The organism is Streptomyces finlayi (genome assembly GCF_014216315.1).
In the GTDB taxonomy this organism is placed as follows: Bacteria; Actinomycetota; Actinomycetes; order Streptomycetales; family Streptomycetaceae; genus Streptomyces; species Streptomyces finlayi_A.
In genome coordinates this window covers 4473505-4487566 of record NZ_CP045702.1, presented here as the reverse complement: position 1 = coordinate 4487566, position 14062 = coordinate 4473505, and the positions used below count along the sequence as shown (strand labels likewise).

The window sequence follows — 14062 nt, the reverse complement described above, 5'->3', positions numbered from 1 at the left end:
CGGATGCCGAGCCCGATCGCCTCCCTCGTACGCGGCGCCGTCACCTCGCCGTTCAAGCAGGCCGGCCGGCCCGGCGCCGAGCTGCCCGCCACCCGGATCACCCTCCCGCCCGCTCCCGTGGCACCCGGCCACCTCACCGCGTACAGCAGGATCTGCGGCTTCTCCGAGTCGGGCGCGCTGCCCCTCACGTACCCCCACGTCCTGGGCTTCGCCCCGGCCATGCGGCTGATGACGGACCGCGCCTTCCCGCTGCCCGTCGTCGGGCTCGTCCACACCTGGATCGAGATCACCCGACACCGGCCCCTGCGGCCGCAGGACGCGCTTGAACTCGCGGTGTACGCAGCCGGGTTGAGCGGTCACCGGCGGGGCACCGAGGTCACGATGGTGACCGAGGCGCGGATCGCGGGCGAGCTGGTGTGGGAGTCGCGGAGCGGCTACCTCTCGCGCCACAGGACACCGGGCGGTACGGAGACCACGGAACCACCCGTAGCGGAGCCAACGGCCCTACCGCTGACCGCTGTTGCCGAGTGGCCGCTCACCGCCGACCTCGGCCGGCGGTACGGGGCCGTGTCCGGTGACCGCAACCCGATCCATCTGTATCCGCTCACCGCGCGGCTGTTCGGCTTCCCCAGGGCCATCGCGCACGGCATGTGGACCGTTGCCCGCTGCCTCGCCGAACTCGGTGAACCGGGCCGCGTCCGCTTCGTACGGGCGGACTTCAGGGCCCCCGTCCTGCTGCCGTCCACCGTGACGTACGCGGTGGACGGCAGCAGCACCCCCGGCAGCACCCCCGGCAGCGCCTTCGAGCTGCGCGACGCCACCGGTCGCGTCCACCTCACCGGGAGGACGGCCCAGGACGCGCCCTGAGCGGGGCCGCTCAGACCTGCGGCTGCCAGGGCCTGCCGTTCATCAGGTTCTCCAGGCCGGCCCATGAGAAGTTCATCAGGGTCGCGGCAGCCTCCTTCGCCGAGACACCCGGAGTGTCGTTCGCCCACCCGGCCAGCGCCTCCGCGGCTCCCACGAGCGCCTGCGCCAGCCCGGCGACATCCCGGTCCAAAAGCGCGGGATCGCTGTGTGCCTCACGTGCCGCGGCCACGATCAGACCCGTCACGAAAGCAACGATCTCGTCCCGCATCGCCGCGACCTCGGCGGCGAACGGCTCCCCGTGCGTCCGCGCCTGACGGTGCAACACCGCCCAGCCGTCCGGATTCTCCGCCGTGTGCGTGAAGAACGCCCGGAGCCCCGCCCACAGTTGACGGTCGGCCAAAAGCCCCGGCTCCGCCCCTGCCTGTACCGCTTCCACCAGCGCCTTCGCCTCACGGCGAATGCAGGCGGTGAAGAGTTCCTCCTTGGAGTTCAGGTACAGATAGACCAGCGGTTTGGACACACCGGCCGAGTCCGCGATCTCGTCCATCGAGGCGGCACGGTAGCCGAGCTGCCCGAACGTCCGTACCGCCGCGTCCATCATCATCTGCTCGCGCACGGCGCGTGGCATCCGTTTGCTCTTCACAACACCCACGACATAATCCTCCCACCCCCGGCTGTTCCGCTCCTCGGCAAGAGTATGTCGCGGGACCCCCGCCCCCCGTACGTACAGCCCCGCTCCCTGGCCGGAAGCGGCCCCTCACCGTCCGCCCCACGGTCGGACACGGCGTACCTCTAGCGCTGGCTGACGGTCGACGGCTCCGGGCACTTCACCTTCACCGACACCCCGGTGCTCGCCCAGCAGCTCGGCATCGAGGACGCCGACGCGCCGATCCCCGGCGACCGGTCGATGACCCTCACCCGGGAGTACGTGACGGCCTTCTTCGACCAGCATCTGCGCGGCATCCACCGACCGCTCCTGGACGGTCCCACGCCGGGCAACCCGGAGGTCAGCTTCGCCAGCCCCTGACACACGGCCCAGACGCACCGAGTGCCCCGGACCGATCGGTCCGGGGCACTCGGTGGCACTGCGCGGGGCGTTACGCGGGAACCGGTACCGCGTCCTTACGCTCCGCGTCCGCGTCGGCGTCCGCACCCGGCTCAACGGCGTCCTTCTCGAACGCGTCGACCGGGGAGGCCGAGGCCGAGTTGTACGCGTCGTGGTCGAGGATGCCCTCGCGGGAGGCGACGATCACCGGGACCAGCGCCTGTCCTGCCACGTTCGTGGCGGTGCGCATCATGTCCAGGATCGGGTCGATGGCCAGCAGCAGGCCGACGCCCTCCAACGGCAGGCCCAGCGTCGAGAGGGTCAGCGTCAGCATGACCGTCGCGCCGGTGAGGCCGGCGGTGGCCGCCGAACCGATGACCGAGACGAACGCGATCAGGATGTAGTCGCCGATGCCCAGCTGCACGTCGAAGATCTGCGCGATGAAGATCGCCGCCAGTGCCGGGTAGATCGCGGCGCAGCCGTCCATCTTCGTGGTGGCGCCGAACGGCACCGCGAAGGACGCGTACTCCTTCGGGACACCGAGACGCTCGGTGACCTTCTGGGTGACGGGCATCGTGCCGACCGAGGAGCGGGAGACGAAGGCCAGCTGGATCGCGGGCCAGGCTCCCTTGAAGAACTGGAGCGGGCTGACCTTGGCGACCGTCGCGAGCAGCAGCGGGTAGACGCCGAACATCACCAGGGCGCAACCGATGTAGACGTCGGCGGTGAAGGTCGCGTACTTGCCGATCAGGTCCCAGCCGTAGTCGGCGATCGCGTAGCCGATGAGGCCGACGGTGCCGAGCGGGGCGAGGCGGATGACCCACCACAGGGCCTTCTGGAGGAGGGCCAGGACCGACTCGCTGAGGGCGAGGATCGGCTTGGCCTTGTCACCGAGCTGGAGCGCGGCGATACCGGCGACGGCCGCCATGAAGACGATCTGCAGGACGTTCAGCTCGGTGAACGGCGTGATGACGTCCGTCGGGATGATGCCGGTCAGGAAGTCGAGCCAGGAGCCGTTGCTCTCGGGGAGCTTGCCGTCCTTCGGCGTGAGGCCGGTGCCCGAGCCCGGGTTGGTGATCAGGCCGATCGCGAGGCCGATGGCGACGGCGATCAGCGAGGTGATCATGAACCAGAGCAGCGTACGGCCGGCCAGCCTCGCGGCGTTGTTGACCTTGCGCAGGTTGGTGATCGACACCAGGATCGCGAAGAAGACGAGGGGCGCGACGGCCAGCTTCAGCAGCTGGACGAAGATGTGGCCGACCTGGTCGAGCGTGGTGTGGAGCCAGCCGATGTCCTGGCTGCGGGCGAGCCAGCCGAGGAGGACACCGAGGACCAGACCGGAGACGATCTGGGCCCAGAACGGGACCTTGGGTATGCGGAAGCCGGTACCGGAGCCGGTGGGCTCACCGGTGCCGGTGGTGGTGGACGCGGAGTTCGCGGACACGGACACACTCCTGTGAGGACGCGACGGGGACGTACGAGGACAGACGTACGGTCGTGCGGTCGAACGGGGACGGGGTGCAGCGCCCGCGAAAGGGGCGGCGCCGCTGCATGGTGCCGATTCAGACGTTGCGGCAACAGACCGCGGACATACAGCGGCAGAGATCGACGTGCAGGCGCGCCACGAGCGGAATGCTCGCGGCAAGGCGGGGGCGCACTGCTGTCGTCATGCCGAACACGTTAACACTTGTACTTTGAGAACCTCAAAGGACTTCTTTGGCACGAGGGCGCCCCGACGCCCGCCATACCCTCCGGAAACGGCGGAACCCCAGCACTGGAGCGGTGGCTCCTGGCTGGGGTTCGACGCGCGGTGTGAGGAAGCTTACGTTCCGCTTACTTTCCGCTTACCGGCTGCGGCCTTGCTGGACCGCGTCCTCGCGGGTCCGGTTGGCCTCCAGGCGGGCCTTGGTCCGGTCGACCTTCGTGACGAGCTGCTCGGACATCTCGTCGCGCTGCTTGCGCAGGAGGACGTAGCTCAGCGGCGCCGAGAGCAGCAGGCCGAGCAGCATGACCCAGATGAAGTTGGAGCCCTTGAGTCCGGCCGGCAGGATCCCGAAGTGGACCGCGACACCGGCGGCGAAGAAGCAGCCGACGAAGATCAACAGACGGAACGCGGTGTACCGGATCGTTGCGCTCGGCTTGGCAGCGGACACGGCTGACCCTCTCTCTACGTACGACACGTCACACATCCTGCCCGACCAGTGAAGCATGACCCGAATTCACGTGGTTCAGGGGGCTCCCGCTCTTTCCCCGATCCGCGGCGGACACGGATCGGGGAAAGAGCGGGAGCAGCATCGTGATGTCGTCGCGGTCGTCCCCCGGAGCGACCCGGATCGCGCCGGGTACCCGCCCCACCTCCTTGTAACCGCAGGAGGCGTAGAAGAGGTCGGCTCCGGTACCGCCCCGGCAGCCGAGGCGGATGGCCTCGATGCCGTCCATCGCGCGGGCCGCGTCGGCCACGGCGGCCATCAGCTCCCGGCCGAGGCCCCGGCCCTGGAGCCGGGGGTGGACCATCACCGTGTGCAGGAGGACCCAGTGGGTCATCAGCCGGTGAGTGGTGCGCGCGAGGAAGGCGGTGGCGGCGACGGTGCCGTCCTCGTCGCGGCCGACCAGCAGACGGGTGCGGCCCTCGGTGATCGCGGTGAGGTGCTTGAGCAGCTCGCGCCGGATCTCGTCCGGGTTCGCGGGCGGCACGAATCCGACGGCTCCACCCGCGTCGGTGACATCGGCCCAGAGTGCGGTGATGCCGTCGCGCAGGGACCGGCCGAAGACGGGATCCACCTCGAAGGTAAGTGCCATAGCGCAAGGTTAGCCATTACGCGTGTACCGCCTCAAACGGTGTCCGAAAGGCGAGAAAGCTTCCGAGGTCAAGCGGTGTGAGGTCACCGCCCGGCTGCTCTGATCCGAGGGGCGCAGGGGCCCGCCGCCGCGCCCCGACCACGCCGGCCTGGGTGTGAGGGTGAGCCGGGAGCGCGGAGGCGATGACACCGCCTTCCGGAGGCGTGTCGGACGGATTGGCGAGAACACGGGTGTGCTGCCCATTTGCCGCAGGGCAGGCTTACCGAACGGAAAAGCGATCAGCGGAGGGTCCTGTGGGATACACCGTTCTGCACAGCACGAGCGTGCCGCCTGAGCAACGCTTCGACTGGTGGTGCGAGCTGATAAACCGTGATGTCGCACCGGTACGGGTCCAGAGTCGGCACACCTCCGACTTCCTGGCCGACGCGGGTGCCCTGGATCTGGGAGCGGTCCAGTTGACCGCCATGTCCTTTCCTCCCATCAGGTCCCTGCGTACGCCGGCGCTGATACGGCATTCCGATCCCGAGGACTATGAATTGGCGCTCATCCTGGACAGCGAGATGTGGATCTCGCAGTCCAGGCAGGAGAGTCGCCTGTCGACCGGTGACTTCGCCCTGTGGAGCACGTCGCTGCCGTACGAGGGGCGAGGACTGGGCGGAACGGGCGACGCACTCCTGCGGGGCATCGTGCTGCACCTACCGCGCTCCGGGTTCCCGCTGCCGAGCGGCAGAGTGAACACGATCCTGGCACGCGCCATGGCGGGGCGCACCGGTGCCGGCGCGGTGCTGGCCGCCTTCTTGCGGAACGTCGTGGAACAGGCGCCGTCGCTGGAGCGGACGGAGTTGGAACGGATGGGCACAGCGGCCTGGGAACTGACCGCCGCCTTTCTCGCCCACCACCTCGGCACGCACGACCGGCTGCCACCCGAGGCCCGCAGCCGTATGCTGCTGGCCCGGGTCAACGCGTTCATAGAGGACAATCTGGCCGAGCCCGGTCTGTCTCCGGCGGCCGTCGCGGCCCATCACGGCATCTCGATACGGACGCTCCACTATCTCTTCCGGCAGCAGCGGGAGACCGTCGCGGCGACTATCCGGCGCCGCCGGCTGGCGCGTTGCCACCTGGCCCTGGGCGATCCCGCGCTGGGTGCGCTGCCCGTTTACGCCATCGGCGCGCGCTGGGGCTTCGCCGACGCCGTCACCTTCAGCCGGTCCTTCCGCAGCACCTACGGAATCACCCCCGGGGAGCACCGGCGATCGACGCTGCCCGTTCCCCCTGCCCTCGCTCCCGCCCCCGACGGCCCTACCCCCCCTGCGCTCAGAACCAAGAAAGACTGCGCCGGCAGGCAATGACGCCGGCGAGCGGCCGAACGCAGACTTCTCGCAGGGGGCAAAGGCAGTGCACGACATGCGTCTGGGTGCGGAAGGAACGAGGCCGCGCGCGAGATGGCTCGTTCGTCACGGCCAGAGCCCATCTCACGAGCAGGGAGTGAAGATGCGCAGACGAGGTCTGTTACTGACGGCACTGGCCACGTTGAGTCTCACAGCGGGCTCCGTAGCGGCGGCCGCCCCGGCGAGCGCGGACAGTTGCGTCGACGGGTGGTTCTGCCTCTACTACAACTCGGGCGGAGGCGGAGCGTTCGTCAGGATCGGCGGGGACATCCCCAACCTGACGAACACCAAGTTCAACGCCTGCGGTACGAACTGCAACGGGATCGGGCAGAGCGTCTGGAACAACGCCGGATCGGCGCGGAATACGAACGATTTCTACGCTGCCACCGTCTTCTACCGGTTCAACTACCTCGGACCGAGCGACTTCGTGCCGACCAACTACCTCAGTGGTCTGCCGAACACGAAGAACGAGGACGCGTCGGTCCGGTTCGGCCCGTGACGAGAAGGACCGTGATCACGGCATGTGCTGTTGCCGTGTGTGTGTCTGTCGGCGGCGCCGTGGGATATGCGACGACCGCCGGCGGTACGGAGGAGGCCAGGACTGAGCGGGCGCAACTTCCCGTGCAGGCGTTCCTGCTCAGCTACCAGCAGCGTGACGACCTGAACAGGGCGTACGAAAGGTTGGTGGAGCGCTGTATGCGCGAACAGGGCGCGCCGGTGAAGGCGCTGACGCACGTACGCCCGCCGCTGAAGGACTTCCTGGGACGCCGTTACGGCTTGACCGACCTGGAACAGGCCGAGCAGTACGGTTACGGGCTTCCTCCGTCCGGAGACGCCGCGCCCCCCACCGTGCCGAAGCTGACGACGGCCCAGCGCCGCGTCTACGACGGCGGTTCCGAGGGGCGGCCACAAGGCTGTGTGGGCTGGGCCGTACGGCAACTCGGTGACAACTCCAGGGCACGGGACACGCCCTTCGCCATGCAACTGCAGCGCAGGACGTGGGACGCCTCTGCCAAGGATCCCCGGGTAGTCGCGGCGGTGGCCAAATGGTCGTCGTGCATGAGTGCGCGCGGCTATCCCGGCCGCACCTCTCCCGTGGACACACCCGGCAAGGTACTTGCCGGCAAGGCCGCGGAACGGGCACAGGCCACCGCGGACGTACGGTGCAACCGGTCCTCCGGCGTCGTTCGCCAGTGGTTCGCGGTCGAGGCGGAATACCAGGAAGCGGCGATCGAGCGCGACAAGGACACACTGATCGCCGAACGATCCGCTGCGCTGCGCGTCGTCGACCGGGCACGAGCGGCGCTCGGCGACTGACGAGGGTCGGCTCGCAGACCGCAGAGGCGGACACAGTGCTTCACGATCACCCGGGCCCTTTGCCGCGCCTCCCGGTCCCGCCCGGAGAACGCAGGGGCGGGGAGGCGCCGCACCCGGCCCTCACCGCGCCCTCGGCGCCCCGCCTCTCGAACAGCTCTGCCTGCCGCTCCGGGCCCGCGATGTCCGCGTCGGGAGGGAGATTCCTCCCTCCCGGGCAACCGCGCACCATCACCGCGTGCAGGGGGTGCGCCGTGCGGACGATGCCGCGCACTCCCGCATCGCCGGGCCGCGAGGGTCGGGTCACGACGAGCGGGCCGCTTCGACGGGCGGCCGTTCGCCGGTGCCCGGTGTCAGATCCGCAGGGCGCCGGTGAACGGACCGTGGCCGATGCCGGGCCGCGTCACGGCGAGCCAGCCGTGGCCGCGGACCCGGGTCTCTTCACCCACGTCGCCCGGGAAGAGCGAGAGGGCCGGCGCCGCGCCTTCGACGTCGCACTCCTGGGAGGCGCCGGGCACCTCGTCGTCCGGTTCGCCCGAACCGTCGGGGGAGCTCTCCGTGAGCGGTGTCTGAGGGCTTCGCGGACCACCGATGCGGGCGCCGGCGGAAGGTGCTCGGCGGCGCCGGCAAGAAGCCGGGCAGCACCCACTCAGGCTTCCCCCATCCCCTCTGTCAATGACGTACGTGCTGAGCGGCGAGCCGGGGCGAGTGCCGCCAGTGGTGCAGCGAGCAGCGCGGCTGCCAGCAGCGTGCCCAGGCGTCCCCACGGCAAGGTGAAGAGCACCGGTTCGGCATCGGTGGACGCGACCTCGGCAAGAAGCCATGCCGCGCCGATGCCGACGAGCAGTCCGCACACCGAGCCGAGAAGAGCGATGAGGATCGACTCGGTGACGAGGGTGGCACGCAGCCCATTGCGGGTCAGGCCCAGCGTGCGCAACAGTGCGGACTCCCGGGTGCGTTCCAGGACGGACAGTGAAAGCGTGTTGGCGATGCCTGCGAACGCGATGAGCACGGACAATGCCGTCAGTGCCCACAGCAGGTCCAGCGTGCTGCGTAGGGGTGCCGTCATCTGCTCCTTGACATCGGCGGAACTGTCGAGCCGGGCGAGCGGGGCCGTGGCGAGCGCCTTTTCGAGGCGCGGCCGGATCTCTTGCGGGTCGGCGTGGGCGGTGAGTCCGATCAGGAGGCTGGGGTCGTGGATGGTGCTGCCTTCGGCTGCCAGAGCGGACAGCTGGGTCAGATCGACCAGGGCGAGGCCGAGGTCTGCGCCGGGGGCGGCGACTGCGTCATAGACGGCCACCACCCGCAGTGTGACCGGGTGGTGAGGAGAACCGGCCCGTACGGTGTCACCGGTCCCGAGCCCGGTCTCCTTGGCGAGTTGATCGCTCACGGCGAGTTCACCGGGGCGGAGTTGATCGAGGCGGCCGGAGAGGACAACCGGGCGCAGGAGGGTACCGACCGCGTCGCCGCGTACTGCTGCCATGCCGTGCAGTCCGTACTTGCCGAGATCGCCGGAGAACGACTGGCGCTGAGCGACGGACGCGACGCCCGGCAGTGCGGTGAGGGTCGCAGGCAGGGCGGCGGGCAGTGGGCGGTGGGAGACCACCGAGGTGACGGTGAAGTCGGCGGCCACCTGGTCCTCCAGACCGTGGGTGCGGCCTGCTTCCACGCCTGCTGTCACCGTAGTGGCCAGGGAGACAACGGCGAGGCCGACGGTGAGCGCGGCGGCGCTGGCGGCAGTGCGCCTGGGGTGCTGTGCGGCGTTGAGCGCGGCCATCCTCGCGGGCTGCCCCAGCAGCGGGGTACACGCCTCGCCCAGTACGCGTACGAAGGGGCCGACCAGCAGCGGGCCCGCGACGAGCGTCGCCCCGAGCAGAGCCACCATCGCCATGACGGACAGGGCGGCACCGTCCTGGGGGGCGGCCCGCATTGCGTACGCAGCGGACGTCACCGCGACCGCCAGCAGGAGGACGGTGGCCGCGCTGCGGTACCGCATGGCAGTGGTGGCCATGCGCTGCTGTGGTGATCGAAGTGCCTCGACGGGAGGTGTCCGGGTCGCCGCCCGGGCCGGCAGCACGGCTGCTGCGAGGGTCGTCAGGACACCGAGGACCAGTGCCATCACGATGGTTCGGGTGGTGAGCGGGACGTGCACGGCCGACTCCTCGCCGGTGGGCAGCGTCTGGAGGGCGGCGGCCATACCGAGCCCGACGACCAGTCCTGCCGCCGAGGCCACTGCCCCCACCACCGCGGCCTCCCCGAGCACTCCGGCGAACACCTGCCGCCTCCGGGCTCCGATGCAGCGCAGCAGTGCCGCCTCGCGGGCCCTCTGGGTGATGAGGATGCTGAACGAGTTGGTGATCACCATGGCCGCCACCACCATCGCGAGTACCGCGAACGCCGTGAGGAACGTCGCGGTCTGGGCTCCGCTGGGTGCCGTGGAGGACAGCAGCCGTGCGGCGGCCTCCTGCCCGGTGACCACCGTGACGCCGTTCTTTCCCACGGCCCGCGTCAGTGTGTCGGCGATCTGTTGCTGCTCGGTGTCCGATGTGGCTCGTACGACGATCTCTCCGTAGGGTTGTCCGGGAGCGAACCGACGGACGTCTTGCGGCAGCAGTACCAGCGAAGCTGAGCCGATGCCGGAATCGGTGGGCCGGCGAAACGTGCCCACCAGAGTGAAAGACCTCGGTTCACCGTCCTGCTCGAGGAGGGTCACGGTGCGACCCGGCGCGTGCGCGCGTGAGTGCTCCATCGCGATCTCCCCCGCCGTTCGGGGAAAGCGCCCCGAGGCGAGGTCGAAAGGCCGCAGTTGTGCGTCGGTGGGCAAAGCGAGGGCCACCGTGTCCGTCGGGCGGCCATCGCCTCCTCTCAGGGGCGTGCTCACCGTGCTGCGGCCCTCGGCCGCAGCGACACCGGGCACCTGGCGCACGCGGGCCAACAGCGCGTCGTCGAGGGCGCTCGAGCCGCCGATCGCGCTGATCGAGGCGTCGACCCCGCGGGTCTCGAACGCTATGGCGGTACGCAGCCGGGCGTCGGCGGAGTCGGACAGGATGAGCGAGGCGGCGACGAAGGCCACTCCCAGACATATGGCGACCGCCGACATGAGCAACCGCAGCGGCCGGGCCCGCAAGCCGGCGAGAATGACGCGCAGCATCAGGCTGTCGCCTCCCGTGCGACGAGCGTGGCGAACCCACCGTCGCAGGCGGACTGCTTGAGGTGGGCGGCCGCCCGGCCGTCGGCGAGCAGGACACCCTCATCCGCGTAGGACGCGGCGACAGGATCGTGCGTCACCATCACTACTGTCTGCCCGTAGTCACGAACCGAGGCACGCAGGAAGTCGAGCACCTCCGCACCTGCCCGGGAGTCCAGACTGCCGGTGGGTTCGTCGGCGAACACCACTTCCGGTTTCCCCACGAGCGCTCTGGCACAGGCCACACGCTGTTGCTGACCTCCTGAGAGTTCGCCCGGCCGGTGCCGCAGCCGGCTACCCAGTCCCAGAACAGCAACGATCTCGTCGAACCAGGCCCGGTCTGGACGGAGACCGGCCAGGTGCAGGCCGAGCAGGATGTTGTCCTCCGCCGTCATGGTCGGCAACAGGTTGAACGACTGGAAGATGAAGCCGATCCGCTCGCGACGCAGCCGGGTCAACGCAGCGTCCGACAGTCCGCCCAGATCGGTCGCCCCGATCCGCACCTGTCCGGAGTCGAGTGTGTCCAGTCCGGCGAGACAGTGCAGGAGCGTTTTGGCGCACACCACCAATGCCACCCTGGACCGTCTGCAACGTGCCTACCACCAGCAAGAACGCTTCATCGCCGATGCCAGCCACGAACTACGCAGCCCGCTGGCCAGCCTGCGTACCGGTCTGGAGGTCGCTCTCACCCACGACGACACGGTTGACTGGCCCTTTGCCGCCAGACGCGCCCTGCACGATGTCCAGCGACTCCAACTGCTGACCGCGGATCTGCTGCACCTCGCCGCGAACCCGGAACAGGCTATGCAGGCGCGCGACACCGTCGACCTCGCCGACGTGGCACGCGAACAGGCCGCCGAGCGCACCCTCGACCCCGACAGCCCCCGGGTACGGGCCGAAGTGGACGGACCGGCCCCGGTGACCGGTGCCACCTCGCAACTGGAGCGCCTACTCCGAAACCTTGTGGACAACGCGGTACGACACGCCCGTTCCAACGTCACGATCACCGTCCGCACCTCAGGTCGGCCCGGCGTGGTCGTCCTCAAGGTCCTGGACGACGGTCCCGGAATCCCGGTCTCCGAGCGAGAGCGCGTCTTCGGCCGCTTCATACGCCTTGACGACGCCCGAGCCCGCGACGCGGGCGGCGCGGGGCTCGGCCTCACTCTGGCCCGCGACATTGCCGTGCGTCACGGAGGCACACTTCACATCGCGGACAGTGCGACAGGTGCGCTCTTGGTCGCACACCTGCCATCCGCACACCGCCCTCCACCGCTCGGCTGATGCCCGGTACAGGTTCAGAATGCCGCCCGAAGCCGTCGGAGGCAGATGGTGCCGCAGGCGAGTTCTGCGACAGGGCTACAGCAACGAAGAGGCGTCCCGGCTGGTGGGCGTCAATGAACGGACCGGCCGCGAGTGGCGAACGCCTTCACATCGCCGACCGTTGGCGGGAGAAGGCCACGATCCGCGCGATCGCCGCCGAGCTGGGGCATAAGCGGCAATTCGGCTACAACAAACGTCCTCTCTCAGAGGCGCATCGGCTGCGGCTCTTCGCGCCGGTTCGCCTCGGGTCCCGGGTACTCGCGCAGGATCTCGTACCGGGTGTTCCGCTCCACGGGCCGGAAGCCCGCGTCACGGATCAGCTCCAGCAGGTCCTCACGGCCCAGCTTGCTCGGCGTGCCGTAGTTGTCCGCGTCGTGCGTGATCTTGTACTCGACGACCGAGCCGTCCATGTCGTCGGCGCCGTGCTGGAGGGCGAGCTGAGCGGTCTGCACGCCGTGCATCACCCAGAAGACCTTGACGTGCGGCACGTTGTCGAACAGGAGCCGCGAGACCGCGAAGGTCTTCAGCGCCTCCGCGCCCGTCGCCATGGTCGTCCGCGCCTGGAGCTTGTTGCGGACCTTGCCGTCCTTCATGTCCACGAAGTCGTGCTGGTAGCGCAGCGGGATGAAGACCTGGAAACCGCCGGTCTCGTCCTGCATCTCCCGCAGCCGCAGCACGTGGTCGACGCGGTGACGGGGCTCCTCGATGTGCCCGTACAGCATCGTCGCCGGGGTCTTGAGCCCCTTCTCGTGCGCGAGCCGGTGGATGCGCGACCAGTCTTCCCAGTGGGTGCTGTGGTCGACGATGTGCTGGCGGACCTCCCAGTCGAAGATCTCCGCGCCGCCGCCGGTCAGCGATTCCAGACCGGCTTCGATCAGCTCGTCCAGGATCTCGGAGGCGGTCAGCCCGGAGATCGTCTCGAAGTGGTGGATCTCCGTCGCCGTGAACGCCTTCAGCCCCACGTTCGGCAGGGCTTCCTTGAGCGCGCTGAGCGAGCGGGGGTAGTAGCGCCACGGGAGGGTGGGGTGCAGCCCGTTGACGATGTGCAGCTCGGTGAGGTTCTCGTTCTCCATCGCCTTGGCGAGGCGGACGGCCTCCTCGATGCGCATCGTGTACGCGTCCTTCTCGCCCGGCTTGCGCTGGAACGAGCAGTACGCACACGACGCGGTGCACACGTTGGTCATGTTGAGGTGACGGTTGACGTTGAAGTGAACGACGTCGCCGTTCTTGCGCGTACGCACCTCATGGGCCAGTCCGCCGAGCCACGCCAGGTCGTCGGACTCGTAGAGGGCGATCCCGTCCTCGCGGGTCAGCCGCTCGCCGGCCCGGACCTTATCCTCCAGCTCGCGCTTGAGTCCCGCGTCCACTAGGGCGCCTCCCATGTCTCCGTGTATCAGGCTTCGACCACCGTACGCCTACGACTCCTCGGGGAGTTCCCCGACCCGGTTCTCCCACTTCGTGGACAGCACGATCGTCGTACGGGTCCGGGAGACCCCCTTCGTACCGCTCAGCCTGCGGATCGTCTTCTCCAGACCGTCCACGTCACCGACGCGGACCTTGAGCATGTACGAGTCGTCGCCCGCGATGAACCAGCAGTCCTCGATCTCCGCCAGGTCCTTCAGCCGGTGCGCCACGTCCTCGTGGTCGGCCGCGTCGGACAGCGAGATGCCGATCAGCGCCGTGACCCCGAGCCCCAGCGAGGCGGAGTCGACGGTGGCGCGGTAGCCGGTGATGACACCGGCGGTTTCCAGCCGGTTGATGCGGTCGGTGACGCTGGGCCCGGAGAGCCCTACGAGCCGTCCCAGCTCGGCATATGAGGCCCTGCCGTTCTCTCTGAGGGCCTGGATGAGCTGCCTGTCCACCGCGTCCATATGACTGAAACCTTCCATTGTTCAGCAGTACCGCAAGATTACGTATAGAATCTAAGGCATGCAGGCTTCAAAGCCTGCAAATCTTCCAGAACATCCAAGAAACGCTTTCGAATCTTCAGGAGTGATCTTCACCGTGTACTCGATCGAGATGACCTACGTCCGGATGCGCGAGCTGCAGGACCTGGCCAACCGCTCGCGTGCCCACCAGCCCGCCGCCGCGTACCGGATCGACAAGGCCCGGACCCCGCGCGCACCCAAGAAGCGGCGCTGA

General features: G+C 69.0%; 15 protein-coding genes and 2 pseudogenes. 8 read left to right on the top strand and 9 right to left on the bottom strand.

The window, feature by feature from the left end; genetic code table 11:
* Positions 1–3: 3 nt before the first annotated feature.
* A complete protein-coding gene (locus F0344_RS20820) occupies positions 4–867 on the top strand; it encodes a MaoC/PaaZ C-terminal domain-containing protein (protein WP_185302801.1) in 864 nt (287 codons plus the stop codon).
* Between the two features lie 10 nt (positions 868–877).
* Here the strand turns inward: F0344_RS20820 and F0344_RS20815 are convergent, their stop codons facing one another.
* A complete protein-coding gene (locus F0344_RS20815) occupies positions 878–1495 on the bottom strand; it encodes a TetR/AcrR family transcriptional regulator (RefSeq protein ID WP_185302800.1) in 618 nt (205 codons plus the stop codon).
* Between the two features lie 219 nt (positions 1496–1714).
* Here F0344_RS20815 and F0344_RS20810 point away from each other — a divergent pair, with 219 nt between their 5' ends.
* The gene (locus F0344_RS20810; protein ID WP_185300239.1) at positions 1715–1894 is read left to right on the top strand and encodes a hypothetical protein; all 180 of its coding nucleotides are present in this window, start codon (positions 1715–1717) and stop codon (positions 1892–1894) included.
* Positions 1895–1964: 70 nt separating this feature from the next.
* Here F0344_RS20810 and F0344_RS20805 read toward each other — a convergent pair whose 3' ends face one another.
* The 3 genes and pseudogenes from F0344_RS20805 to F0344_RS20795 all read right to left on the bottom strand — a co-directional run.
* Positions 1965–3356 carry a dicarboxylate/amino acid:cation symporter gene (locus F0344_RS20805; protein ID WP_185300237.1) on the bottom strand — a complete coding sequence of 464 codons (1392 nt, stop codon included), beginning with the start codon at positions 3354–3356 and terminating at the stop codon, positions 1965–1967.
* Between the two features lie 400 nt (positions 3357–3756).
* On the bottom strand, positions 3757–4065 hold the full coding sequence (locus F0344_RS20800; protein ID WP_185300235.1) for a DUF4229 domain-containing protein: 309 nt from the start codon (positions 4063–4065) through the stop codon (positions 3757–3759).
* A 127-nt stretch (positions 4066–4192) separates the two neighbouring features.
* Positions 4193–4711 (bottom strand): annotated as a pseudogene (locus F0344_RS20795) (GNAT family N-acetyltransferase); the annotation flags it as partial.
* 293 nt (positions 4712–5004) lie between these two features.
* Between F0344_RS20795 and F0344_RS20790 the strand changes: the two are divergent.
* The 3 genes from F0344_RS20790 (at position 5005) to F0344_RS20780 (ending at position 7416) form a co-directional block, all read left to right on the top strand.
* Positions 5005–6060 carry an AraC-like ligand-binding domain-containing protein gene (locus tag F0344_RS20790; protein WP_185300232.1) on the top strand — a complete coding sequence of 352 codons (1056 nt, stop codon included), beginning with the start codon at positions 5005–5007 and terminating at the stop codon, positions 6058–6060.
* Positions 6061–6202: 142 nt separating this feature from the next.
* Positions 6203–6598, top strand: a complete 396-nt coding sequence (locus F0344_RS20785; protein WP_185300230.1) for a peptidase inhibitor family I36 protein — start codon at positions 6203–6205, stop codon at positions 6596–6598.
* Positions 6599–6633: 35 nt separating this feature from the next.
* Complete coding sequence (locus F0344_RS20780) at positions 6634–7416, top strand: hypothetical protein (RefSeq protein ID WP_185300228.1); 783 nt, start codon at positions 6634–6636, stop codon at positions 7414–7416.
* 350 nt (positions 7417–7766) lie between these two features.
* Here the strand turns inward: F0344_RS20780 and F0344_RS20775 are convergent, their stop codons facing one another.
* The 3 genes from F0344_RS20775 to F0344_RS20765 all read right to left on the bottom strand — a co-directional run bounded on the left by F0344_RS20775 (position 7767) and on the right by F0344_RS20765 (position 11166).
* Positions 7767–7931 carry a hypothetical protein gene (locus F0344_RS20775; protein ID WP_185300226.1) on the bottom strand — a complete coding sequence of 55 codons (165 nt, stop codon included), beginning with the start codon at positions 7929–7931 and terminating at the stop codon, positions 7767–7769.
* A 131-nt stretch (positions 7932–8062) separates the two neighbouring features.
* The gene (locus F0344_RS20770) at positions 8063–10564 is read right to left on the bottom strand and encodes an FtsX-like permease family protein (RefSeq protein WP_185300224.1); all 2502 of its coding nucleotides are present in this window, start codon (positions 10562–10564) and stop codon (positions 8063–8065) included.
* The gene (locus F0344_RS20765) at positions 10564–11166 is read right to left on the bottom strand and encodes an ABC transporter ATP-binding protein (RefSeq protein ID WP_258050027.1); all 603 of its coding nucleotides are present in this window, start codon (positions 11164–11166) and stop codon (positions 10564–10566) included. Before F0344_RS20765 ends, F0344_RS20770 begins: the two co-directional genes overlap by 1 nt.
* Here F0344_RS20765 and F0344_RS20760 point away from each other — a divergent pair.
* Both F0344_RS20760 and F0344_RS37060 read left to right on the top strand, forming a co-directional pair.
* The gene (locus F0344_RS20760; protein WP_219732145.1) at positions 11153–11881 is read left to right on the top strand and encodes a sensor histidine kinase; all 729 of its coding nucleotides are present in this window, start codon (positions 11153–11155) and stop codon (positions 11879–11881) included. The two genes, F0344_RS20765 and F0344_RS20760, sit on opposite strands and share 14 nt — an antisense overlap.
* A 58-nt stretch (positions 11882–11939) precedes the next feature.
* Positions 11940–12087, top strand: a pseudogene (locus F0344_RS37060) (IS30 family transposase); the annotation flags it as partial.
* Between the two features lie 36 nt (positions 12088–12123).
* Here F0344_RS37060 and mqnE read toward each other — a convergent pair.
* Both mqnE and F0344_RS20750 read right to left on the bottom strand, forming a co-directional pair.
* Positions 12124–13287, bottom strand: a complete 1164-nt coding sequence (mqnE, locus tag F0344_RS20755) for an aminofutalosine synthase MqnE (RefSeq protein WP_185302798.1) — start codon at positions 13285–13287, stop codon at positions 12124–12126.
* A gap of 48 nt (positions 13288–13335) precedes the next feature.
* Positions 13336–13791, bottom strand: a complete 456-nt coding sequence (locus tag F0344_RS20750; protein ID WP_030803885.1) for an Lrp/AsnC family transcriptional regulator — start codon at positions 13789–13791, stop codon at positions 13336–13338.
* A 121-nt stretch (positions 13792–13912) separates the two neighbouring features.
* Here F0344_RS20750 and F0344_RS20745 point away from each other — a divergent pair, with 121 nt between their 5' ends.
* The gene (locus F0344_RS20745) at positions 13913–14062 is read left to right on the top strand and encodes a hypothetical protein (RefSeq protein WP_185303039.1); all 150 of its coding nucleotides are present in this window, start codon (positions 13913–13915) and stop codon (positions 14060–14062) included.

Bases quoted from the DNA above. Each gene is read 5' to 3' on its own strand.
- F0344_RS20820 (WP_185302801.1), top strand. From the start codon at position 4: ATGCCGAGCCCGATCGCCTCCCTCGTACGCGGCGCCGTCACCTCGCCG.
- F0344_RS20815 (WP_185302800.1), bottom strand. From the start codon at position 1,495: ATGCCACGCGCCGTGCGCGAGCAGATGATGATGGACGCGGCGGTACGG.
- F0344_RS20785 (WP_185300230.1), top strand. From the start codon at position 6,203: ATGCGCAGACGAGGTCTGTTACTGACGGCACTGGCCACGTTGAGTCTC.
- F0344_RS20770 (WP_185300224.1), bottom strand. From the start codon at position 10,564: ATGCTGCGCGTCATTCTCGCCGGCTTGCGGGCCCGGCCGCTGCGGTTG.
- F0344_RS20750 (WP_030803885.1), bottom strand. From the start codon at position 13,791: ATGGACGCGGTGGACAGGCAGCTCATCCAGGCCCTCAGAGAGAACGGC.